Raw genomic sequence first — 24974 nt, 5'->3', positions numbered from 1 at the left:
CTTCCAAAAAATCCCTGATTCCGGTATGGATGTACCGGCTAAATCCTTTTTGTTTTTTTTAACAAATTTTTTTAAATTGTGTATAGAGTCTCTTTTTAAAAAAAATGAACAGGTGAATCAAGTTACAAGTAGTTGAGGCGATTATTTACCATATAAACTTACCAGTATGGAAACACCTGCCACCTTTTTCTGTTTTAGATAAAATGCTATCCCACAAGGCGAGCACCCTTGTGCCCCTGATTGTTTACGACGGAAACACCTGGTTAATGCATTGAAGTATTTGTAGCTAATAATCCTGGTTGTTCAGAATGTTGAGAAACGGAAATGCTCATAGCGCGCAATGGTACACCCTGCCATAATACAGCACTCGTAGTGGAAACCTAAAACTGAGAATGCATGCCTGATTTTTATAACGCTTACTGGTGGCTCTTTTTATTAAGAGGAACTTTCGCCCTCGTATTGGGAGTACTGGCCGTAGGTTGGCCTGGTGTTACTTTTACCACATTGATCGTTTTCTTAGGCGCATATCTTTTTATTGCCGGCCTTTTTGCTGTGGCAGGTGCAATAGCAGCCAGGAAAACGAACGAGAACTGGGGTATTTTCCTGCTTTCGGGCCTGCTGGGCGTTATATTAGGTATCCTCACTTTTTACAATCCTTTTGCTACCGGCGCTGCACTCATTTACCTGGTTGCTTTCTGGGCTGCGCTGGCAGGCCTGTTTGAGCTGATCATTGCCATCAGGTTAAGGAAAGTGATAACAGGTGAGGGCTGGTATATTGCGGGCGGTTTGCTGACCATTATCTTTGGAATTCTCCTCGTCGCAAACCCCGTGGCTGCCGCCGCTACACTTACCTGGATCTTTGGGATATACGCAATTTTCACAGGAATCATGCTCATTTTACTATCATTCAGACTGCGAAGCATTAAACGATAGCTATATAATTGAAGGATACAATACCCTGATTTACTATTTTTTAAAGCACCCCATTATGCAAGCTTATTCTTTAACTAAAACCGTTCTTTATGATTGTCACAACACCTGACTAGGGCACCTGTTGCTGCCGTTTGTCAGGGTGTTGATACCTCCCTTTTAAATTAGCGTGGCAGGTGCCGGCAGTATCCGCCGGAAGGAGACCCGCGGTACCCCAGATGCTATTTCTCCCGGCCCATTTACAGGCTGTTGTTCTAGCTAATTGTGAATACTTTAAAGTTAACCGTTATGTCATCCACCGAATTTAATAACTTATTACTCGGAAATGCCGATTTCCTGCGGCCATATGCTGTAACATTGACTAAAGACTCTGAATCCGCAAAAGATCTTTACCAGGAAACCTTATTCAGAGCACTGTCTAATCGTGATAAATATCTCGCCGGCACTAACATCCGCGCCTGGCTATATACGATCATGAGAAATATCTTCATTAATAACTATCGTCGCGGTAACCGCCAATACCGGTTGCTGGATAATGCAGTAGGAGATTACCTGTTGAGCCACCAGCCTTCTGCCATCGGAAACTTTGCAGAATCAGACCTGCGGGTGAAAGACGTGCAGATGGCAGTGTATAATCTGCCGGTTATTTTTAAGCAACCATTCCTGTTGTATTTTGAAGGCTATAAGTATTATGAAATTGCAGCTATACTCAATGAACCATTGGGTACGGTAAAAAGCCGTATCCACTTTGCCCGGAAAATGCTGAAGACGCGTATCACAAGGCATTAGCCGCTCGTTAATCTTACAATAGTATCATCAGACTCTGGATAACAGAAGTCTGCAAACCCTCAGTGTGACCATTGAAGACGCTGCTAATACCTCGTAGCAGGTGTTGTTGTTTGTGTGTTTTATTGTCTGCTCCGGCAGATAACCGGTTATTGCTGTATACCTGTTTGTGAACTTCTGTTATCCCCATTTTTCCTCCGATTGTCATCCCGCTGCTTCTAATCCCCTCTATAAGCACAAATCTTTGTTAAATAACCATTTATTATCGGGGGAAATATATAAAAACCGGTTTAAAAGCCGTTTATTAGCGTAGACTTTTCAATTTTTTTCCGGTTTCTCTACAACTAAACTGTACGCCCGGCAACAACAATGCTTATTTTTTTATGCCTAAAGTAACTTTCAACAACAAGAATGCCTTATTCTTTCCAGCACTCAAATCCGCTGTAGAGGACTATTTTAAATCAAACAACATTCAGAAAACAGGTAACTGGAAACTATATATAAAAACCGCTGTCCTTATTCCGGTGGCGGTGGGGCTGTACCTTTCGGTATTATTTATATCGATGCCGGCCATGCTCTCGGTAACTTTATGCGCTTTGCTGGGGTTTGTACTGGCAAGTATCGGGTTTAATGTAATGCATGACGCATGTCATGGCAGTTATTCTACCAACAGCAAAGTAAACGATACCCTTGGTCTTACCCTTAACGCATTGGGCGGCAACGCTTTCATCTGGAAACAGAAACACAATATCATTCACCATACTTACACCAACGTAGACGGCCTGGATGACGATATCGCCAAAAGCCCGCTCATGAGACAGTGCAGCTCCCAGAAATGGGTGCCCATGCACCGGATCCAGCACATTTACGTAGTACTGGTATACGCTATCTCTTCTTTCGCATGGGTATTTATCATGGATTTTGTGAAATACCTGAGCCGGAAAGTATATACTACCCCGCTGCAACCCATGAAATTAACCGATCACATGGTGTTCTGGGGAAGCAAGGTATTATACCTGGCGTTTTATATCGCTTTACCCATCGTATTGGTAGGCTGGCAGGCCTGGGCCATCGGCTTCGCCGTAATGCACGTGGTAATGGGCTTCACCCTCGCCATCGTATTCCAACTGGCTCACGTAGTAGAAGAAACCGAATTTGAAGCAGTAGGCGAGGATGCCAAACTGATCGAAAACGAATGGGCTATTCACCAGATCAAAACCACCGCCAACTTCGCACCGGGGCATAAAGTCATTTCCTGGTTTGTAGGTGGTCTGAATTACCAGGTAGAACATCACCTGTTCCCAAGGATCAGCCATGTGCATTACCCGGCCCTCAGCAAGATTGTGGCCGCCAAATGCGCAGAGCATAACCTTACTTACAATTCCATCCCTACTATGCAGGGAGCAGTAGTATCGCACTTCCGCTTCATGAAAGCGCTCGGAGCGAAACCATAGCGCGGATTTTGTCTTTCCCGCTGATTACGCTGATTATACTGATTTTTACTTTCTGATTTTTTTTGATTAATATAATTAAGGGAGATAAAAGCGAATTATCCGCTTCTATCTCCCTTAATCCTTTATAAAATCCAAAAGATAAAATCAAACTAATCAGTATAATCAGCGTAATCAGCGAGAAAGACAAAATACGCATCACCGGAGGCGATTCTATTCTCCGCCTTTTTCGTACTTTTACACCCTTCAGAAATACTATATCTTTTCTACATATAAAATATAAACAGCAGTCGTGATGAAGGCAAATTATTTAGACGAGCTTAACGAACAACAGCGGGAAGCAGTAATACATATCAACGGCCCTTTGATGATTGTAGCGGGCGCCGGTTCGGGAAAAACGAAGGTGCTCACCACCCGTATCGCACACCTGATGCGGAATGGCGTGGATGCGTTTAATATTTTATCCCTCACCTTTACCAATAAGGCTGCCCGGGAAATGAAGGAACGTGTGGAAAAGATCCTCGGCGGCAGCGAAGCCCGTAACCTTTACATCGGTACCTTCCACTCCGTATTTGCCCGCCTCCTGCGTGCAGAAGCACACCGGCTCGGCTATCCCAACGACTTTACCATCTACGATACCGACGACGCCAAAAGCGTTATCAAAACCATTATCAACGAGCTAAATCTCGATGATAAACACTATAAGCCCAACTTCGTTTATAACCGCATCTCAGCTGCCAAAAACAGCCTCATGGGACCGGACGAATACCAGTTGGATAACCTGGTACAACAGGAAGATATGCGCGCCAACAGGCCGCTGATCGGCAAAATTTACGACATGTACGCCAAACGCACGTTTAAAAACGGCGCAATGGACTTCGACGACCTGTTGTTTAAAATGTATATCCTCCTCAAAACATTCCCGGAAGTACTACATAAATACCAGCACAAGTTCAAATACATCATGATCGATGAGTACCAGGATACCAACCCTGCCCAGTACGAAATCATCAAATTACTCGGCGCTGTTAATGAAAATATTTGCGTAGTGGGAGATGATGCCCAGAGTATCTATTCCTTCCGCGGCGCTACCATCGAAAATATCCTCCAGTTTGAAAAGGATTATGATGATGTGAAAGTGGTAAAACTGGAACAAAACTACCGCAGTACCAAGTCCATCCTCAATGTAGCCAATGAAGTAATTGCACATAACAAAGGACAGATAGAAAAAAACCTCTGGACAGATAACACCGAAGGCGATACCATCAAACTGGTACGCACCATGACCGACAACGAAGAAGGTAAATTTGTTGCGGATACTATTTCGGAACAGAAACTGCGGAATCATTATGATAACCGCGACTTCGTTATCCTGTACCGCACCAACGCCCAGAGCCGCTCCTTTGAAGAAAGCCTTCGCCGTAAAGCCATTCCATACCGCATCTTTGGGGGCCTGTCTTTCTACCAGCGTAAGGAAATCAAAGACTACGTGGCTTACCTGCGCATTACCATGAATACCCGCGATGAAGAAAGCCTGAAAAGGATCATCAATTACCCCGTTCGCGGTATTGGTAAAACCACCATCGAAAAAACCATTGTGCTCAGCAATGAACACAATATCACCATGTGGGAAGTACTGGAAAGGGCCAGGGAGTTCGGCTTTAAAGGCGGTACCGTAGAAGCCATAGAAGCATTTGTGATCATGATCAAAAGCTTCCAGGCAATGCTCACCTCGCACAACGCCTATGATGTGGCTGTTGCGGTGGGTAAATCTACCAACATTGTAAAAGAACTGTTTAACGATAAAACTACGGAGGGGCTTGCCCGTTATGAAAACGTGCAGGAACTCTTAAACTCCATCAAAGAGTTTACAGAAACCCCCGATGAAGAAGGAGAACTGCTTGATAAAAGCATGGGTTCTTATCTTCAGCAAATCACCCTCCTCACAGATGCCGACCAGGGCAGCGATGAAAACAGCGATGTGGTGAAACTGATGACCATCCACGCCGCAAAAGGACTGGAATTCCCGGTGGTATTCACCGTGGGGCTGGAAGAAACATTGTTCCCCAGTGGCATGTCTATCAACACCCGGGAAGAACTGGAAGAGGAAAGAAGACTGTTTTATGTAGCCATTACCCGCGCAAAGGCACGCTTATGGCTCACATACGCCAACAGCCGTTACCGCTTTGGTAACCTGGTGCAGAATGAACCGAGCCGGTTCCTTGAAGAAATGCCGGAGAAATTCATTGACCGCAGCTATGCCGGCGGAGGCAGCGTACGCAACGCTTTCGGCAGTGGCAGCACTTCCGGATGGAGCAACAGCAATAATATGTTCGACCGGAAAAAGGCGCCGTCGCAACCGTCGCAGCCGGTGGCACAGAAGCCCGCTGCCAAACCCACCTTTTCTCCCGCCACTACCCACCTACCTTCCGCTGATTTTGCCCCGGACGATCCGGCCGGCATGGAGCCCGGCATGCAGGTAGAGCATCAGAAATTTGGATTTGGTATCATCGCAGCAATGGAAGGAGCGCCTAACAACAGGATTGCCACCATCAACTTCCCTAAAGGCGGCGGTGAAAAGAAAATTATGCTGAACTACGCCAAGCTGAGAATAGTAAGATAAGTGACATGAAAACCGCGATGTTAAAACTCCGGCAGTTTTGTGCCTACCAGGAACGGAGCCACCAGGAAACAAAATACAAATGCCTGGAGCTGGGCCTGAGGGGAGAGGAAGTAGACGAAGCCATTGCTGAGCTCATCGCTGAAAATTTTCTCAACGAGGAAAGGTTTGCCAAAGCCTACGCCGGCGGCAAATTCCGGATCAAGCAATGGGGGCGCAAAAAAATTATGATGGAGCTGAAGCAGAAACAGGTATCTGCCTACTGCATCAAAAAAGGAATGGAGGAAATTGATGACGATGATTACATCGCAGTACTTCACAAGCTGGCAGAGAAAAAATACCAGTCGCTCAAAGGAGAAACAGCCATGAAGCGCAGGTATAAGGCCATGCAATATCTCCTTCAAAGAGGTTTTGAACCAGACCTCATCAACGAAGCACTTGAACAAATTGCAAAGAACGAGGCTTAAGCGGGCAATAATTTGAAAAGTTTCTAACCCGTCAGGCCGTAATTTTGTGATCACAATAACCGATAATGTCAGATCTGATAGTAACACTCATACAAGCCCAATTGCATTGGGAAGACAAGGAAGCCAACCTGCGTATGTTTGATGAGAAAATCAACAGCATAAAGGAGAGGACCGAAGTGGTATTTTTACCCGAAATGTTCAGCACCGGCTTCAGTATGCAGTCAGCGCAGCTGGCTGAAACAATGGATGGAACCGCGGTACAGTGGATGAAGAAGAAGGCGGCGGAGAAGAATATCATCATCACCGGCAGCCTGATTATCGAGGAAAACGGAGAGTATCTGAACCGCCTGGTCTGGATGCTGCCCAATGGCACTTACGGCACTTATGATAAGCGCCACCTGTTTGGTTATGCAGGTGAACACGAACACTACACGCCCGGAGATAAGCGCCTTATTGCGCAGGTGAAGGGCTGGAAAATAAATCTGAACATCTGTTTTGATATGCGTTTCCCGGTATGGTCGCGCAATACCATCCAGCCGGATACTAACGAACCAGCTTACGATCTGCTGGTGTATGTAGCCAACTGGCCGGAAAGACGTAAAACTGCCTGGACTACCCTGTTGCAGGCCCGCGCTATTGAAAACCAGGCTTTTGCCATCGGTGTAAACCGGGTAGGCAACGACGGCAACAATATTTATCACAGCGGGGAAACCAGTTTGATTGATCCAATGGGAGAAATCATTTACCGCAAATCGCACGATGAAGACATATTTACGTATACCCTTAAACGTGAGCGGCTGGAAGAAGTGAGGAAGAACATTCCTTTCCTGAAAGATGCCGACGCATTTACTATTCTCCCAAAAGGATAATAGCAACGTTCTAACTAAAGATATTTTTATATGTTGTTACAGGCAGTCCATCACATCGCGGTTATTTGTGCAGATTACTCCCGGAGTAAAACATTTTATACCGATGTGCTGGGCCTGCAGGTAATACGCGAAGTATACCGGGAAGAACGGGATTCCTGGAAGCTGGACCTGGCACTGGGCAACCAGTACATTATTGAGCTGTTTTCTTTCCCGGACCCGCCGCCACGGCCAAGCCACCCGGAGGCATGCGGGCTTCGCCACCTCGCTTTCGCAGTGGCCGACATCGAAGCCGCCGTTGCACAACTGCAGCAGAAAGGCGTGACTACCGAACCACTACGCATTGATCCGCATACCCAACAACGATTCACCTTTTTTGCAGACCCCGACGGTTTGCCTTTAGAGTTATACGAAGTCATTTAACACCCGTAAAATTTTATTGCTATGTCTGTTGCCTACATCAATGCCCGGATCTTTACCGGGGAAGAGATATTGGATGATCATGCAGTGATTACACAAGGAGGGAAAATTACCAGCATTGTTCCTGCTTCAGAATGGAAAACAACCGGCAGCGAAACAGACCTGAAAGGAGGCCTGCTGGCTCCGGCTTTTATAGATCTGCAGATCTACGGAGGCAACAGCCACGTGTTTTCCATGTATCCTTCGGTTACCTCCCTGGCGGCCACTGTGGCTTACAGCAAAGGTGGCGGCGCCGCCTGGATCATGCCCACCGTGGCAACCATCAGCCCCGAAATTATGCTGGAGGCCATGAATGCAGTGAAGGCGTATTGGGAGCAGGGCGGGCAAGGCGTGCTGGGACTGCACCTGGAAGGACCTTTTATCAACCCGAAGAAAAAAGGCGCGCACCTCGAACAATATATTCATTCCCCTACCCAGGAAGATATTAACTGGATCCTGGAAAACGGCCGTGATGTGGTGAAGATCATGACCCTGGCGCCGGAATGCTGTGATCCCGAACTGGTAAGGCAGCTGGAGGCAGCCGGTATCGTGATATTTGCCGGGCATAGTAACGCTACTTACGTGCAGGCCTATACGTCGTTTGACAGCGGTATTCATCATGCTACGCATCTTTTTAATGCCATGTCGCCGCTGGAAAGCCGTGCTCCCGGCCTGGTGGGCGCCATTTATGATCACCCGCAGGTATCCGCCAGCATCGTCGCAGACGGTGTGCATGTGGACTTTGCCTCCATCAGGATCAGCAAAAAGATCATGAAAGAACGCCTGTTCCTGATTACAGATGCAGTGGAGGAGAATAAAGAAGGCGGGTATGTATATATTAAGGAGACGGATCGCTATGTAAGCGCCTCGGGTGTTTTGTCCGGCTCACGGCTCACCATGACCAAAGCTGTCCGCAATTGTGTGGAACAGGTGGGCATTCCGCTGGAGGAAGCTTTACGCATGGCATCACTGTATCCGGCCCGCGCAATTGGCCGTGAACAAGCATTGGGCCGTATTGCGGTAGGCTATGACGCGGCATTGGTAGCCATCGACTCTAACTGGGAAACTACAGTATACTGTTAATAGCCCTATCTTCGCAGGATTAATAATACTGTATATCCGCATGAGCGCACTAACTCGCTTTCTGAAAAAAGACCGGTATAAAAATTTGTTCCTGCTCTCCTGGCTGGTACTGGGCCTGTTACAGGCCTGCTTTTCTGAGCTGTGGGATGATGAAGCCTATTACTGGGTGTATTCACGCCACATGGACTGGGGCTACTTTGATCATCCGCCTATGATTGCGCTGCTGATCAAAATCGGGTACGGGATCTTTCATAATGAACTGGGAGTGAGGCTGCTCATTGTTGTGGTAAACACACTCACCCTCTGGATTACCGCCAAACTGATTGCTTCAAAAGACAATAAACTCTTTTACCTGCTCATCGGATCTATGGGCGCCATGCAGATCGGCGGCATACTGGCAGTGCCGGATGTTCCCCTGATCTTTTTTGCCGCAGTATTTTTCTGGGTATACCGCAATTTTGTAAATGAGCAAACCTGGAGAAACACCCTGCTGCTGGGCATTTCCATGACACTGATGTTTTACAGTAAATACCACGGCATCCTGCTGGTGTTCTTCACTGTTTTATCCAACGTAAACCTGTTAAAAGTATTCAAGTTTTATGTGGCCTGCGTGCTCACCACGGTGTTGTTCCTGCCGCATATTTACTGGCAATATACCCACGGTTTCCCTTCGCTGCAATATCACCTGGTAGACAGGAACGCATCTTCCTATGATATTAGTTACTCGCTCGATTATCTCGGCGGGCAACTCTTATTATTCGGTCCTTTACTGGGCTGGCTTATACTGTATTATGCCTTCCGCAGCCCCATCACCAACTCCTTCGAACGCGCCCTGAAATTTTGCGTGATCGGCGTATTGTCCTTTTTCCTGCTCAGCACCTTCAAAGGCAGGGTGGAAGCCAACTGGACGGTGATGCTCTTTACCCCGGTAGTAATACTAGCGCATCAGGCCATTGTACGGAAAGGCTGGTCGCAGAAATGGTTGTTGTATACTTTGCCGGTTACGTTGCTGCTGGTACTCGTGGTGCGGGTATACATGGTCTGGGATTTTATGCCGGGAGTGGAGATAAGACCTGAAATCCATCATAACAAGGAATGGACGGCACAGGTAGCCGCCCGCGCACAAGGTAGACCAGTGGTTTTTGTGAACAGCTACCAGCGCCCGTCGAAGTACATGTTTTATACCGGGCAGCTTTCCTACAGCCTAAACAGCCGCTATGCCCGCAGGAGCCAGTATAATTTCTGGGACACTGAAACACAACTATGGGGTAAGCCCGTAATGGTGGTATCTGATCCCGGCACAGGAATTCCAATCACAGATAGCCTTAAAACTATTCATGGCACCTGGGACTACTACATTCAATCTGATTATTATTCTTACTCACTGATACAGTTGAAACCCGCACTAAAAAGTATCCGGGCAAAACGTGGGGAACATGTAAATGTGATCCTGCAACCTACCAATGGCTACCACCAGCCCATCCGGCTCGACAGGACCAACGAACCGGTACTGGGCTACGGGTTCATGGCCAAAGACGAATCCCTGCCACCGGTGAAATCCTCCATGACCCTGGAACGGGCCGTGCTGCGACGCCTCATCAACCTGGAAGTGGTGATGCCCGATAAGCCGGGCAAATACCAGCTGAAGTTCTCCGTGTTTGCCGGCGACATGCCGCCCACACACAACAGCCCGGTGATACCCGTGATTGTTGAGAAGTAATGCAGCGGAGGGACCGCCTTCGGCGGTTGTAAATTGTCTTGGAGCAGGATTACGCTGATTTTACTGATTAACTTGATTTGATCACTTTTGATTTTAATAGATTAAGGGAGATATAAGCGGATATATTCGCTCGTATCTCCCTTAATTATTTCTAAAATCTAATAAAATCCAAAGAATAAAAATCAAGCTAATCAGTAAAATCAGCGTAATCCTGCTCCAAGACAATTTACAACCGCCGAAGGCGGTCCCTCCGCTTACTGCTGGAACGCGTTCCAGCCCTGTGCCACCAGTTTGTACTTGTTGCCTCCTTTGGTGAGGATGTGCGCTCCTTCGGTGATATCGGTCATGTAGCCGATCACACTGATCTGCTCATTGAGTACAATTTTGTCGTAGTCTGCTTGCTTCATGGTAAAGAGCAGTTCGTAATCTTCGCCACCACTTAGCGCGCAGGCAGTGGGGTCCAGGCCAAATTTCATGGCTATTTCCTTGCTTTCCTGGGCGATAGGGATCTTTTCTTCATACACGATAACGCCCAGGTTACTCTGTTTGGCGATATGCAGTATTTCAGAGCTGAGACCATCGCTTACATCCATCATGGAAGAAGGCTTAATGTCTTCCTGCTGCAGGAATTCGATAATATCCTTACGGGCTTCCGGCTTCAGCTGGCGGCCAATGATGTAGGTCTGGTCTTCCAGGTCGGGCTTTACTTCCGGGCTTTCCAGGTATATCTTCTTCTCTCTTTCCAGGAGTGTAAGACCGAGGTAGGCCGCGCCAAGGTCGCCGGTAACGCAGAGCAGGTCGCCCTTTTCTGCGGTCGACCGTTTTACGAACTGGTCGGGGGTTACTTCGCCGATGGCGGTAACGCTGATAATAAAACCTTTTTGGGAGTTGCTGGTATCGCCGCCAACCAGGTCTACGCCGTATTTTTCGCAGGCAGCATACACGCCTTCGTAGAATTCATTGAGCGCTTCCAGGGAGAAACGGTTGGAGAAAGCAATGCTCACCGTGATCTGCGTAGGCGTGGCGTTCATCGCGTAGATGTCCGACAGGTTCACTACTACCGATTTATACCCGAGATGTTTCAGTGGCGTATACATCAGGTCGAAGTGAATGCCTTCCACCAGCATATCGGTGCTGATTACCGTTTGTTTGCCGAAGTGATCGATCACGGCGGCATCATCGCCCACACCTAATACGGTGCTGGCGTTTTGTATTTCTATGTTCCTGGTGAGATACTCGATTAATCCGAATTCTCCCAGGTCCTGTATTTCAGTTCTTTCCTGTTCCATCTTCCCAATACTTATTTACCGTTAACAAGATCTTGTAATGCGCTATGGATATGACCGTTGGTGGCCAGTATTTCTTTCTGATAGGGGGAGTAACGGTTGCCTGAAAAGTCTGTTACCTTTCCACCCGCTTCTTCTACAATGAGATAGCCGGCGGCAGAATCCCATGCCTGGAGATGGTGTTCATAAAATCCATCAAAGCGGCCGCAGGCCACCCAGCAGAGATCTATGGCTGCAGACCCCAGCCTGCGAACAGGAATGCCCTCCTTAATAACGCGCTCAAGTACCTGTAAGGGATTGTTGGCACTATCCTGCCATTGATAGGCAAAACCTGTTACCAGGCAGGAGGTTGACACATCGGCTTTGGTAGAAACCTGGATCGGTTTACCATTTAGCGTAGCTCCCTGCCCTTTTTCTGCCAGGAAAAACTCGTTCATAAAAGGGTTGTATACCGCTCCCAGTATCATTTCCCCGTCTTTTTCCACGCCTATGGATACACAACAAATGGGAATACCATTGGCGTAGTTAACGGTTCCGTCGATCGGGTCAATGATCCATTTCACGGAAGAATCCGTCTTCATCTCGCCCACTTCTTCACTCAGGATAAAATGATCAGGATAAGTTTCCCTGATAATATTGATGATAGCGGTTTCAGACTTTTTATCCACTTCTGTTACCAGGTCGTTAACCGTACTTTTACTGCTCACCTCGAAAGGACCGTTGAAATATTGTTGCAGTATTTTTCCGCTGGCTTCAGTAGCTTTGAGTAAAGTTGTTTTTAACATGCCGCAAAGGTAATTACGAATTACGAATTATGAATTGCGAATTATAACCTACATGTTTTGGATATTTTATATGTATAGATGACTTAATGATACTACATAATCTGTAATTCCGAATTATCAGTCAACTTATATTCAATATTCCACTTATTTTTGTAGTTCAATTAAAGAGAGGGAAAGTTAATGGCCATCATAGGTAATCTTATTTCCAGGTCACTACGCATCAGGAAGAAGTTCACATTTAAATTAGGAACACCGCGCCAATACCAGCTGCAGGTGCTGCATCGTTTGCTGGAAAAGGCCAAGGATACAGAGTTTGGCCGCCACTACCAATTTCAGGAAGTATTGGATAGCGCTAATTTTATTAGTCATTACCGCGATAAAGTCCCCGTGCATAACTACACTAAAATGCATGCGGAGTGGTGGTACCGCTGCCTGGAAGGTGAAGCAAACGTGAGCTGGCCTGAGAAGATCAAGTACTTTGCGCTGAGTTCAGGTACTTCGGAATCTGCGAGCAAACATATACCTGTTACCAAAGCCATGCTGAGAACGGTGAAGAAAGTGGGGGTGAAGCAGCTGTATTCCATGGCTAACTTTAACATCCCGCCACGCTCTTTTGAAAAAGGCATCCTGATGCTGGGCGGCACTACCTCGTTGTATGAAAAAGGCGACTATTATGAAGGTGATATGAGCGGCATTCAAGCCAAAAATATCCCGAAATGGTTCCGCCGTTTCTATAAGCCGGGAGGCAAAATATCCCGCAAACCCAACTGGGAGCAGCGTATCAAGTTAATCGTGCGCAAAGCGAAGGAGTGGGATGTAGGTACTGTTTGCGGTGTACCTGCCTGGGTACAGATCGTACTGGAAGAAATCATCAAATATCACGGCGTTAAAAATATTCATGAAATATGGCCCAACCTGGCGGTATATATTCACGGCGGGGTATCTTTTGAGCCGTACCGCGATAGCTTCCAGAAGCTGCTCGGAAAGCCCATTGCGTTCATTGAAACCTATATGGCTTCTGAAGGTTCTTTTGGCTTCCAGGCCCGTCCGGGTACAAAGGGCATTAAGCTGGTCCTGAATGCAGGGATCTTCTATGAATTCATTCCTTTTAATGAAGAAAACTTTGATGCAGAAGGAGAAGTAAAACCGAATCCTAAATCTTACATGATCCACGAGGTAGTGGAAGATGTGGAATATGCAGTGATGTTGTCGACTTGTGCAGGAGCCTGGCGTTACCTGATCGGCGATGTGGTGAAATTTACTTCAGTAAAAGAACATGAAATAGTGATTGTTGGCCGTACCAAACAGTTCCTCAGCCTCTGCGGGGAGCACATGAGTATCGACAACATGAACAAGGCGATAGATAATGTGCAGAAGAAACTGGGTATTAACGTCCGTGAGTTTACGGTAGCGGGGTTCCCTTATCAGAACCTGTTTGCACACCGCTGGTATGTGGGCACGGATACACCTGGTGTGGATGCGGAAAAAGTGCGCGAAATCATCGATCAAACCCTCGCGGAGGTAAATGATGATTATGCCGTAGAACGCTCTGCAGCACTGAAGGAAGTATTTGTAGAGATATTACCGAATGATGCGTTTATAGATTACCTCCGTTGCAAAGGCAAGGAAGGCGCCATGAATAAATTTCCCCGTGTAATGAAAGGAGAGAAACTGAAAGACTGGGAGAAATTTCTTGCGGGAAAAACCGTTAAGAGTTAAGTTGCACCTGTGACACGGAAATTATACGCATGATAGCATCAATTGTAGCGGGACTGGGACTGGGATTATTTCTTTCTTTATCAGTAGGCCCGGTAATATTCGCAATTATAAAATACAGCATCAATAACGGCTTTAAGGCAGGGATCAGTTTCGCACTGGGCGTGTCTTTCAGCGATATTATTTTTGTGTTGACAGGTAACCTGACTACCTCTTTTATCAGTGGCCTGGAAGAATATAAAAGGTCGATAGGTATTGTAGGAGGAGCGTTACTGATATGCATGGGAGTATACGGACTGTTGTTTAAAAAAGTAAAGATCAGTACGGGAGAAGAAAAACCGGAAATGTTCCGCACCCATGACTATCTTAAAATATGGCTTGCGGGTTTTTTGATGAATACCCTCAATCCCGGTGTTATTATCTTCTGGTTAGGGGTTTGTGTGGCGAACAGCGCCACCACAGCTGGTCACCGGATTATTATGTATACAGTTTGCCTAAGCCTGGTGTTATCGGCGGATATCCTGAAGGTATTTGTATCTGATAAGATCCGTCACAAATTAACGCTTGCCAATGTAGAGTGGCTGAACCGTATTGCCGGTGCCAGCATGATCATTTTTGGCGTGGTGTTGCTTTATAAAGTATTGTTCGACGTAGGCGCCATGGGACATTAAAAATAGTTGGATATAAAAAAGCCTTCCGTCATACACGGAAGGCTTTTTCTTTTATTGGAGGTGTTTATTATCCTTTGATAGTCCAGGTTTCGCTGCCAGCCAGCAATTTATCCAGGTCGCCGGGGCCTTTTTTAGCCAGCGCTTCTGTTAACTGGAAGCCCATGATATCTTCATAAGTAGGGCGGAAAGCCTCGTAGAAGAGGCCGAACGGACGGGGTAAATGCCCTTCAATACGTACATCATCAAACATACGGGTGAGCAGCTGTGCCTTGTAGAAATCATTTTCATCATGGATCCACAGGTCGCTTTCTGCATACTCACTGCCCAGTTCCACTACTACCGGTCTTAAACCATCGAGGCGGATTCCTTTGTTTTTGGTGGCGCCAAATACCAGCGGTTTACCGTGCTCCACAAAAATGGTTTCATCGGCTTTGCTGCTTTTTTCGGTAAAAGCTTCAAAGGCGCCATCATTGAAGATGTTACAGTTCTGGTATATTTCCAGGAAGGAAGCGCCTTTATGTGCATGGCTTCGTTTCAGCATTTCCTGCAGGTGTTTCGGGTCGCGGTCCATACTGCGGGCAATAAAAGTAGCATCAGCGCCCAGGGCCAGGGCCATTGGGTTAAACGGATGGTCAATACTACCCATTGGGGTAGATTTGGTCACTTTATTTTCTTCTGAAGTAGGAGAGTACTGTCCTTTTGTTAAACCGTAGATCTGGTTGTTGAACAACATGATGTTCACATCAAAGTTACGGCGCAGCAGGTGAATAGTATGGTTACCGCCAATGGATAAGCCATCGCCGTCGCCTGTTACGATCCACACGCTCAGCTCCGGGCGGGCTGCTTTCAAACCGGACGCAATCGCCGTAGCACGGCCGTGGATAGAGTGCATACCATAGGTATTCATATAGTATGGAAAGCGCGAAGAACAACCGATACCGGAAACGATCACAATGTTTTCGCGGGGCACGCCCAGCGTAGGCATAATAGTTTGTACCTGCTTAAGTATAGAGTAGTCGCCGCAGCCAGGACACCAGCGGACTTCCTGGTCCGTTGTAAAGTCTTTTGACGTAAGTGGCGCCTGCGGGGCTATAGTTGCTGTTGACATTAGTATGAGTTAAAATAATATATTATAGAGTCCGTAAAGTTACGATAGATAGCTGTAATTCTCAGCTCACTGTGCCTGTAATTCTTCCCAAAATTCTGCCGCCCGGCGGGTATGCGGGATCACAATCGTGCCACCTACTATATTGGCTACTGCAAAAATTTCATACATTTCTTCGGTGGTAACGCCCTGCTGAAACGATTTCTCCAGGTGATATTTGATACAATCGTCGCAACGGAGTACCATTGAAGCCACCAGTCCAAGCATTTCCTTCGTTTTGGTGCTCAGCGCCCCCTCTGCATAGGTATTGGTGTCCAGGTTGAAAAGCCTGTTAATCACTTTGTTCTGCTTTCCAAGTATTACCTCGTTCATCTTAGCCCGGTAGTTGTTAAACTCCTGAATCGCATTGGCCATATAACTGCTGTTTATGTGTTTTGTTTATCGTTTCACCCAATAAAGCTATGAAAGGATTTACAAATATAGATTAATCTACTGGTTAAGTAGACTATTTGGCCTATAACCTATATTTATGGATCATAACCAAAAGTTATTGCATCAAAAACATCCGTTAAATTAGTCTATTGATATAATAGACTATTTGTATATTGAGCAGATAAACCCTCTTTTTCAACAAGATCTGGATCGAAATTATGACAACAACCAACTTCTCCCTGCTCATAGCACTGCTATTGTGCACAGGCGGGGCAGCACGGGCGCAGGATAAAAAGCTCACCGGGTATGCCGGGAACGCCGCCGCCCAGCAGCTGGAACTGGAAAGCCGCTTCGATAAGCAGTTAAGCAGCAGTCACATTGGTGAAACTATCAAAGCACTCTCTTCCCAACCACATCACATTGGCTCCGCCCGCGGCAAAGCAGTAGCGGAAGACATCCTGCAACGCTTCAAAAGTTACGGCTGGGACGCGGAAATAGTGACCTACCAGGTACTTTTTCCCACTCCCAAAGAACGCCTCGTGGAACTTACAGGTCCTACCACCTATAAAGCACTGCTGAAAGAACCTGCCCTGAAGGAAGACGCTACCTCCGGCCAGGAAGGCCAGTTGCCTACTTATAACGCCTGGAGCGCCGATGGCGACGTGGAAGGGGAACTGGTATACGTGAATTACGGTCTCCCGGAAGATTACGAGTACCTCGACCGGGCAGGCATCAACGTAAAAGGTAAAATTGTAATCGCCAAATACGGCCGCTCCTGGCGCGGCAGCAAGCCGAAAGTAGCACAGGAACACGGCGCCGCCGGTTGCATCATCTACTCCGATCCGAAAGATGATGGCTACTACAGCGGCGATGTATACCCTAAAGGAGCGTTCAAAAATGAGTATGGCGTACAGCGCGGCTCCGTGATGGATATCGTCATCTATCCCGGCGACCCGCTTACCCCTAACACCGGCGCTACCACCAATGCCCAACGGCTCGATCGCCTGCAGGCGCCCAATCTCCTGAAAATACCGGTATTGCCCATCAGCTACCACGATGCCACGCCACTGCTGCAGGCCCTGGAAGGTCCCGTAGCACCGGACGAATGGAAGGGCGCACTACCGTTTACTTATCATATCGGTAGCGGCAAAGCGAGGGTACACCTGAAGCTGTCGTTCGACTGGCAGATACGCCCCTGCTATAACGTGATCGCCAAACTGAAAGGCAGTGAGCAACCCGACCAATGGGTGATCCGTGGCAATCACCACGATGCGTGGGTGAACGGCGCCGCCGATCCCATCAGCGGACTGGCAGCCCTCCTGGAAGAAGCCAAAGCCATCGGCGCGCTGCATAAGCAAGGCTACCAGCCAAAACGCACACTGGTGTACTGCGCCTGGGATGGTGAAGAACCCGGCTTACTCGGTTCTACCGAATGGGTGGAAGATCACGCTGCCGAATTGAAAGAAAAAGCAGTGGTGTATATCAACTCAGATAACAATGGCCGCGGATTCCTCAATGCCAGCGGTTCCCATGCCCTGGAAACCCTCGTGAATGAAGTAGCCCGTGATATTACCGACCCGCAAACGCAGGTCAGCATCCTTGCCCGTAAACAGGCGGCAGAGGTATTGAAGGCAACTACTCCCAAGCTGAAAAAGGAAAAGCTGGCCAAACAAGGCATCGCTATCGGGGCTATGGGTTCCGGTTCCGATTACTCTTCCTTCCTTCAGCACCTGGGCGTGCCCTCTCTTGATTTTGGTTTTGGGGGAGAAGATGCAGGCGGTGAATACCACTCCATCTACGATTCCTACGACGATTATACCCGGTTTAAAGACCCCGGATTTAATTACGGCGTAGCACTTTCTCAAACTGCCGGTCATACCGCTTTGCGTGTAGCCAACACCGTTACACTGCCATTTGATTACCGCAAACTCTATGAAACAGTAAACGGTTATGTGAATGAGTTAACGGAGCTCACCAGCAGCCTGCGCGAGTCTACTGCCATCGACAATCAACTGATCCGCGATCGTAAATACCAGCTCACCACAGATACCGCCAAACATTTGTCGCCTCCACTTCCCAAAACAGAAGTGCCGTATCTCGACTTTTCTCCATTGCAGAACGCCCTCACCGGTTTAGACACCGTTACCGCATCGCTCGCCACCAGGAAACTCTCCTCCACAGCCAACAAAGCGCTGTACCAGGGCGAGCAACAACTGCTGAACGATGCCGGCCTGCCGGCCCGCAACTGGTATAAACATACCCTGTATGCTCCCGGATTTTATACCGGCTATGGCGTTAAAACCATTCCCGGCGTAAGAGAAGCCATCGAGCAACGCCGCTGGAAGGAAGCCCAGGAACAGATAACGGTGGCGGCAGCTGCCATCAACCGGCTGTCTGCTTACTTAGGGAACATTCATTAGTATGGGCCGCCTTTGGCGGCGGAAATTGTCTTGGAGCACTGATTACGCTGATTATACTGATTAGCTTGATTTTTATTCTTTGGATTTTATTAAGATTTTAGAAAAGAAGGGAGATACGAGCGAATATATCCGCTTATATCTCCCTTAATCTATTAAAATCAAAAATGATCAAATCAAGCTAATCAGTATAATCAGCGTAATCAGTGCTCCAAGACAATTTCCACCGCCGAAGGCGGTCCTCCACTCACCGCGTCTTCACCGCCTCGCGAAGGTAATCCCTCACGCCTTCCACGATGCCGGTTACCAGTTCCCGCTGAAACGCGGGGTCCAGCACCTTTTCTTCGTCGCCGGGATTGCTTAGGAAAAGTGTTTCCACCAGTGCGTCAGGGAATTCGGTGGGGTTGTTGAGGATGAAGTTGAAGCCGGAGTTATTGCCGAAATCGTAAAGGCCGGTTTGCAGCAAACGTTCATGGATGGCTGCATTGAGCGGTTCGCAGAAAGGCTGTTTGTAATAGGTGGCGGTGCCGTATACATCTACAGGATTGCCGGAAGCATTGAGGTGGATACTCAGCAGCAGATCAGGATCGGCCCTGCGGAAAAAAGACAAACGGTCTTCGTTGGCAACAAATTTCTCGGTTGTGCGCGACATGATCACTGTAGCGCCTTCTTTTTCCAGCAACGCTTTCAGTTGCAGCGAAAGTACCAGGGTCATGTTTTTTTCCACGGCGCCGGTAAGACCGGTAGCGCCCGGGTTACTGCCGCCATGGCCCGGGTCCAGGCCAATCACCATATTTTTCAGCGATAAGTTTTGTGGTACACGTTTAACCTTCACCGTTATACGGTTATTGTCGTAGTACACCTGGTAGCCCCATGGCGCATGTTGCAGGGAAATTACCATGCGGCATACATCGGGCGATGGCTGCCCCCAGGCTACAGACGTGATTTCTTTGGTGTTTTGCAGCAGGGAGTTCAATCCTTTCTCTGCATAGGCGCCATGTATGTCGATGATGATCTTTTTGGAAGAAACCAGTTGCGTGGAAGTGTATGGCATTTTATCCGACAAGGCCACCGACACGTAATCATATTTTTCATCTCCCCATATTTTGGCATCGTCTGCAATGCTTACGGGAAGCTCTTCCTGTGGAATGTCGGTGTCTACCAGCGGCTCCGGAATAAAGGCGGTGGTGCGGGACGACAGCCTTACTTTGTAATAGTCGCCCTGTCTGCCTACAATATGTAAAAGCACATCTTTATCCAGGTAACCGATTTTATCGGGGCCCAGCCGGTCGCCATGCGGACTGGCAGTGAGGTAGGTCATATTATCGATCGTGCGGCCGGTGAATGGTATTTCATTGTGCATCATGCTGTAGCGGTAGGTGCTGCCGAGGATAGCGGTTTCGCCGCTTTGTTTGCGGAGGCGTACCATAATTTTTCCATTCAGCAGGGAGTCGCGTGGTTGTATAATATAGCTGCCGCTGTAAAAGCCAGGTACGCCACCTGTTTGCGAAACAGGCATTTCCTTCAGTGGTACATCATTGAACCAGCTGGCGCTTTGACCGGGATAACCTTTCATCTTTATCCGCAGCGTGTCGCCTTCCGAGAGTTGAACATTCCCCGAGGGGGATATTTCCATATAATCTATCCGGAAAACAGTAGTAGCAACCGGCGCTGGCGGTTGGTTATAGTAGTAGGTGATGTTCTTCGTGTATGTTTCTCCGTTAGGTGTGGTAGCGGTAACGGAAAAGGAATTCCTGCCGGTGGTCAGTTCATATTTTGCAGCAAAAGTGCCGGTGTTATAAACGTGTATAGTATCGTTATTGATCCTTACCGTACAGCCGGTACAGGTGCGGCCGGCGATAAATTGCCGGGAGGTGTTCACATTATTCTGATCCCTTGAAGGCTGACTGATACGCAGTGTTGCCTGACTGATTGCAAAAAAGGGGACACAAATAGTAATAAGAAACGTAGAAAAAAACTTTGCTGTTAGCGTCATACCCTGTCATCAATATCTTTGAAAGATGGTAAAGATAAGCAGGTGAGGGGAATAGGAAAAAAAGCATTTAGAAAAAATGCAGCGGGATAGTGTACCTGCTGTATTTTTTCTAAATGCCAGGCGCTGGTTGTTACCAGCTGTATTTATTATCTGCAATCAGTTTGTCCGCAATTCTTCTGCGGGCATCTTTAGCATTAAATGGTTCTGCTTTGGTAAAGCGTTTGAGGCCTAACAGCATCATACGTTGTTCATCGCCTTCTGCAAAGGCATTGATGGCATCTTTCCCGGATTTATTGATACGGTCGGCCGCATCATAAATGAAGGTGCGTACAATATCTGCCTGCAGGGAAGCGGCGCTTTCGCCTTTGTTGTTGGTGAGTTTAATTAAGCGCAGCAGGGCGCTTTCAGCCACAAAGGTTTCAATGGCCATATCGGCAATATCCATCAGGATTTCCTGTTCGTTTTCCAGCTTTACCATCAGCTTCTGCGCGGCAGCGCCGGCAGCCATCAGGATGGCTTTTTTGAAGTTAACGATCATTTTCCTTTCCTTGCTGAAGGCACTTTCATCATCGTTGCCGAAGTCGGGAATGCTCATCAGCTCCTTCATTACATTCATGGCCGGTGTCATCAGGTCCAGTTTACCTTTCAGGGCACGTTTCAGTGTCATGTCCAGTGTCAGCAACCGGTTGATTTCATTGGTACCTTCAAAGATGCGGTTGATGCGGGAATCGCGGTAAGCTTTTGAAATGATGTATTCATCGCTGAAGCCGTTGCCACCGTGAATTTGTACACCCTCATCCACTACATAGTCCAGTACTTCGGAGCCATTTACTTTCAGGATGGCGCATTCCACGGCATATTCTTCCGCGGCGCCCAGTAAGGCTTCGTTGAAAGGCTTGCCTTCTGCCAGCAGTTCCCTTTCCTTGTCATCGATCAGCTGCGCAGTACGGAACAGGGCTGATTCCGATGTCCAGGTGCGGATAGCCATTTCCGCCAGTTTATGTTTGATGGCGCCAAAGTTGGCGATTGGTTGTTTAAACTGCGTGCGGGTATTGGCGTATTGTACGGAGGTATTGATACATTTTTTGGAGGCGCCCAGTGCAGCCGCACAAAGTTTCAAGCGACCTATGTTCAGGATGTTGAAGGCAATGAGGTGGCCTTTGCCAATTACGCCGAGTACATTTTCTGCCGGTACTTTGGCGTCCTGGAAATAGATCTGGCGGGTAGAGGATCCTTTGATTCCCATTTTGTGTTCTTCCGCACCCAGTGTAAATCCGGGTGTGCCTTTGTCCACAATAAAAGCGGTGAATTTATCCCCGTCAATTTTTGCAAATACAGTAAACACATCAGCGAAACCGGAGTTGGTGATCCAGCTTTTTTGCCCGTTTAAGATATAGTACTTACCATCGTCGGTTAATTTGGCGGTGGTTTTAGCGCCCAGTGCATCGGAGCCGGAATCAGGCTCTGTAAGGGCATAAGCGCCTTTCATTTCACCGGTAGCCAGTTTGGGTATATATTTTTGTTTTTGTTCTGCGGTACCAAAATAAAGGATAGGTAAAGAGCCAATGCCCGTATGGGCGGCCATGGCAACGGAGAAAGAGTGACCTGCACCCAGTCCCTCGTTGATGATCGTTGCTGTCACAAAATCTTTACCTAAACCACCATACTCCTCCGGGAAGGAAGCGCCCAGCAGTCCCTGCTCGCCCGCTTTTTCCAGCAATGAGGGCATCAATCCTTCTTCCAGCTTATCTATCCGCTCTACTATCGGTGTTATTTCCTTACTGATGAACTGATCTGCCATGTCTTTAATCATCAGCTGCTCTTCCGAAAAATCTTCGGGAGTAAACACTTCCTCAGGAGCACTCTCCTTAACCAGGAACTCTGCGCCTTTTAACGCAGTCTTATTTTCAACTGTTGCGTCCATGTTACTGTATTTTTGGTAGTTCTGTAATTTACTGAAAAAAGCATTAGGCAAAACCGGTCACCGGGGGGCTAAACTGATTTCCCTGCTACCTGCCATATTAACTTACTGAATGTAAGTTAAATGCGGCACTCCTGTTGAGAGGCCGCTATTTTTAACAAAAAATAAATAGGACTGCCGGAGTAGATTACCTGGTCCTGGTTGAAGATATGCTCCCTTATCCACAGGTCACTGCCCCCTCGATAATCATATCCATCGTCATTAGGCATTTATTCTGTATCATTGTTGCCCTTTATGCCTGATTTTTATCTGTCATATTTGAAAAGCCGGTTTCATGGCACCGTAGAAGGTGCCGGGGAGGAACTATTGATCTGTTTACACGGGTTTGGCGAAAGTGCGGCTCATTTTCAGCCGTTAACCGCCACATTGGGCGATACTTTCACTTTAGTGGCGCTGGACATGCCCCTGCACGGAGGTACCCAATGGGAGGAAAACCGGGTGCTGGAGAAAGACGACCTGGTAGCGCTGGTGGAACTGATACTACAGCAGCACGGGAAGGAGCGTTTTTCCCTGCTGGGCTACAGCATGGGCGGACGCCTGTCGCTTTGCCTCGTGGAAAAGATGGCCAGCCGGATAAACCACCTGGTCATCGCCGCCGGGGATGGCCTGAGAAATAACCCCTGGCATATGTTTGTAACCCAAACCACTGCCGGAAACAGGCTGTTTAAATATAATACTTACCACCCAAGGCTGTTTTTTACGTTATTGCATACCTGGAGAAGACTAGGACTGCTGAACCAGAGCGTATACAAATTTGCGCTGCACCGTATGAATGAAACGGAGAAAAGGGAACTGGTATACAACGTATGGACCAATTTACGCCGGATGATGCCGGATAAAAAGCGGTGTAAACAATTATTAGGCAGATATAACGTTTTAACACTCCTGATATTCGGGAAATACGACCGTGTAATTCCACCTGTGCTGGGTACCCGCTTTGCAGATGGGTCTTTTCCCTGCAAAATACTGGTAATGGAAAAAGGCCACCAGTTGATTTCCGCCCAACTGGGGCTTATCATCAAAACAAACCTTTAACCCGGATGTATCTTTTTGTAATTATATTATTGGTGCTGGCTTTAGGATATGGTATACTGATGTTATGGTATAGCCTGGGCTGGAAGCGCCTGAAGAGTTTTTCACCGGCAGCGCCATCGGTTGGTCATACTGCGGTTACCGTGATCATTCCTGCCAGGAATGAAGCCGCCAATTTGCCCGCCTTGCTGGAGGCATTGAAGAAGCAAACGTACAACCCGGCCTTACTGGAAGTGATTGTAATAGATGATTTTTCTACAGATGAAACAGCCGCAGTGGTGCGCAATTTCGCAGCAGCAAATATTCACCTGCTGGAGTTAAAGCAGTATCTCAATGAAGAGGAGCGGCTGAATTCTTTCAAGAAGAAAGCAATAGAAATTGCTATTTCAAAAGCTGCGGGCGACCTTATTGTAACCACAGACGCTGATTGCGTAATGGGGCCGCGCTGGATTGAAACGCTGGTGCAGTTTTACGAACATCATCAACCTAAATTTATAGCCGCACCAGTCAGCTTCTATAAAGAACATAATTTTTTTAAGCGGTTACAGTCGCTCGATTTCATGACCATGCAGGGCATTACCGGCGCTGCAGCCCAACTGGCCTCCGGTACCATGTGTAACGGTGCTAACCTGGCCTATGAAAAAAAGGCCTTCCTGGAAGTGGGCGGTTTTAATGGCATCGATAATATCGCCTCCGGCGACGATATGCTGCTGATGTACAAAATTTACAGCGCATACCCGGATAAGGTCAGCTACCTGAAATGTGAAGAAGCCGTAGTGCGTACACTCGCGGTAGATACGCTCAGGGACTTTATGAACCAGCGGATCCGGTGGTCATCGAAAGCAGATAAGTATGAAGATAAACGACTGACCTGGGTATTACTGCTGGTTTACCTGTTCAATGCCGGCTTGCTGGCGCTGGCGGTAATGGCCTTGTTCCTGCCGGTATGGTGGCCCTGGTTCCTCATCATTTTACTGTTTAAAATAACCCTGGAACTTTATTTCCTGCTTCCTGTAGCCAGGTTTTTTAATAAAACAGAACTCTTGCTATGGTTTATTCCGGGACAGATATTTCATATTCCTTATATTGTTGTTGCCGGGTGGCTTGGGAAGTTTGGCAGTTATCAGTGGAAAGGCCGGCAGGTAAATTAAATCCTGGTTCTTTTGTCAGA

General features: G+C 47.6%; 20 protein-coding genes. 14 read left to right on the top strand and 6 right to left on the bottom strand.

What is annotated here, in order from left to right; genetic code table 11:
- Nucleotides 1-396 precede the first annotated feature (396 nt).
- From QFZ51_RS01925 to QFZ51_RS01885, 9 genes are all read left to right on the top strand, one after another.
- Nucleotides 397-933, top strand: a complete 537-nt coding sequence (locus QFZ51_RS01925) for an HdeD family acid-resistance protein (RefSeq protein ID WP_429042623.1) — start codon at nt 397-399, stop codon at nt 931-933.
- A gap of 285 nt (nt 934-1218) precedes the next feature.
- The gene (locus QFZ51_RS01920; RefSeq protein ID WP_079471211.1) at nt 1219-1719 is read left to right on the top strand and encodes an RNA polymerase sigma factor; all 501 of its coding nucleotides are present in this window, start codon (nt 1219-1221) and stop codon (nt 1717-1719) included.
- 380 nt (nt 1720-2099) lie between these two features.
- Entirely contained in the window at nt 2100-3170 is a 1071-nt protein-coding gene (locus QFZ51_RS01915) for a fatty acid desaturase family protein (RefSeq protein ID WP_429042620.1), read from the top strand.
- A 292-nt stretch (nt 3171-3462) separates the two neighbouring features.
- On the top strand, nt 3463-5790 hold the full coding sequence (locus QFZ51_RS01910; protein ID WP_429042618.1) for an ATP-dependent helicase: 2328 nt from the start codon (nt 3463-3465) through the stop codon (nt 5788-5790).
- A gap of 5 nt (nt 5791-5795) precedes the next feature.
- Nucleotides 5796-6254 (top strand): regulatory protein RecX, encoded by a 459-nt coding sequence (locus tag QFZ51_RS01905; protein ID WP_429042615.1) that lies wholly within the window; start codon nt 5796-5798, stop codon nt 6252-6254.
- Nucleotides 6255-6319: 65 nt separating this feature from the next.
- Nucleotides 6320-7123: an amidohydrolase gene (locus QFZ51_RS01900; protein WP_429042613.1), complete on the top strand. Its 804-nt coding sequence runs from the start codon at nt 6320-6322 to the stop codon at nt 7121-7123.
- A gap of 30 nt (nt 7124-7153) precedes the next feature.
- Entirely contained in the window at nt 7154-7543 is a 390-nt protein-coding gene (locus QFZ51_RS01895) for a VOC family protein (protein WP_370908612.1), read from the top strand.
- Nucleotides 7544-7564: 21 nt separating this feature from the next.
- Complete coding sequence (gene nagA, locus QFZ51_RS01890) at nt 7565-8662, top strand: N-acetylglucosamine-6-phosphate deacetylase (protein ID WP_429042611.1); 1098 nt, start codon at nt 7565-7567, stop codon at nt 8660-8662.
- Nucleotides 8663-8702: 40 nt separating this feature from the next.
- Complete coding sequence (locus tag QFZ51_RS01885; RefSeq protein ID WP_429042608.1) at nt 8703-10382, top strand: ArnT family glycosyltransferase; 1680 nt, start codon at nt 8703-8705, stop codon at nt 10380-10382.
- Between the two features lie 254 nt (nt 10383-10636).
- On the opposite strand, the gene thiL is transcribed toward QFZ51_RS01885, so the two are convergent.
- Nucleotides 10637-11671: a thiamine-phosphate kinase gene (gene thiL, locus QFZ51_RS01880; protein ID WP_370908609.1), complete on the bottom strand. Its 1035-nt coding sequence runs from the start codon at nt 11669-11671 to the stop codon at nt 10637-10639.
- Nucleotides 11672-11682: 11 nt separating this feature from the next.
- Complete coding sequence (locus tag QFZ51_RS01875; protein ID WP_429042606.1) at nt 11683-12453, bottom strand: inositol monophosphatase family protein; 771 nt, start codon at nt 12451-12453, stop codon at nt 11683-11685.
- Nucleotides 12454-12633: 180 nt separating this feature from the next.
- Between QFZ51_RS01875 and QFZ51_RS01870 the strand changes: the two genes are divergently transcribed.
- The gene (locus QFZ51_RS01870) at nt 12634-14172 is read left to right on the top strand and encodes a GH3 family domain-containing protein (protein ID WP_370908607.1); all 1539 of its coding nucleotides are present in this window, start codon (nt 12634-12636) and stop codon (nt 14170-14172) included.
- 29 nt (nt 14173-14201) lie between these two features.
- Complete coding sequence (locus tag QFZ51_RS01865) at nt 14202-14840, top strand: LysE family translocator (RefSeq protein ID WP_429042604.1); 639 nt, start codon at nt 14202-14204, stop codon at nt 14838-14840.
- Nucleotides 14841-14907: 67 nt separating this feature from the next.
- Here the strand turns inward: QFZ51_RS01865 and QFZ51_RS01860 are convergent, their stop codons facing one another.
- A complete protein-coding gene (locus tag QFZ51_RS01860; RefSeq protein ID WP_429042602.1) occupies nt 14908-15948 on the bottom strand; it encodes a 2-oxoacid:ferredoxin oxidoreductase subunit beta in 1041 nt (346 codons plus the stop codon).
- A 66-nt stretch (nt 15949-16014) separates the two neighbouring features.
- A complete protein-coding gene (locus QFZ51_RS01855; protein WP_429042600.1) occupies nt 16015-16359 on the bottom strand; it encodes a carboxymuconolactone decarboxylase family protein in 345 nt (114 codons plus the stop codon).
- Nucleotides 16360-16595: 236 nt separating this feature from the next.
- Here QFZ51_RS01855 and QFZ51_RS01850 point away from each other — a divergent pair, with 236 nt between their 5' ends.
- The gene (locus QFZ51_RS01850) at nt 16596-18797 is read left to right on the top strand and encodes a transferrin receptor-like dimerization domain-containing protein (protein WP_429042598.1); all 2202 of its coding nucleotides are present in this window, start codon (nt 16596-16598) and stop codon (nt 18795-18797) included.
- Between the two features lie 244 nt (nt 18798-19041).
- Here QFZ51_RS01850 and QFZ51_RS01845 read toward each other — a convergent pair whose 3' ends face one another.
- Nucleotides 19042-20790: an N-acetylmuramoyl-L-alanine amidase gene (locus tag QFZ51_RS01845; protein WP_429042596.1), complete on the bottom strand. Its 1749-nt coding sequence runs from the start codon at nt 20788-20790 to the stop codon at nt 19042-19044.
- A gap of 130 nt (nt 20791-20920) precedes the next feature.
- Nucleotides 20921-22714: an acyl-CoA dehydrogenase family protein gene (locus QFZ51_RS01840; protein ID WP_429042594.1), complete on the bottom strand. Its 1794-nt coding sequence runs from the start codon at nt 22712-22714 to the stop codon at nt 20921-20923.
- Nucleotides 22715-23029: 315 nt separating this feature from the next.
- Between QFZ51_RS01840 and QFZ51_RS01835 the strand changes: the two genes are divergently transcribed.
- Both QFZ51_RS01835 and QFZ51_RS01830 read left to right on the top strand, forming a co-directional pair.
- Nucleotides 23030-23806 carry an alpha/beta fold hydrolase gene (locus QFZ51_RS01835; protein WP_429042593.1) on the top strand — a complete coding sequence of 259 codons (777 nt, stop codon included), beginning with the start codon at nt 23030-23032 and terminating at the stop codon, nt 23804-23806.
- Nucleotides 23807-23811: 5 nt separating this feature from the next.
- Complete coding sequence (locus QFZ51_RS01830; protein WP_429042591.1) at nt 23812-24954, top strand: glycosyltransferase; 1143 nt, start codon at nt 23812-23814, stop codon at nt 24952-24954.
- Nucleotides 24955-24974: the final 20 nt, after the last annotated feature.

Origin of the sequence: Chitinophaga sp. W3I9 (assembly GCF_050434025.1) — a bacterium.
Classification (GTDB): Bacteria; Bacteroidota; Bacteroidia; order Chitinophagales; family Chitinophagaceae; genus Chitinophaga.
Note: the sequence above shows the minus strand (reverse complement) of the source record. Positions and strands in the feature narration are given on the sequence as shown.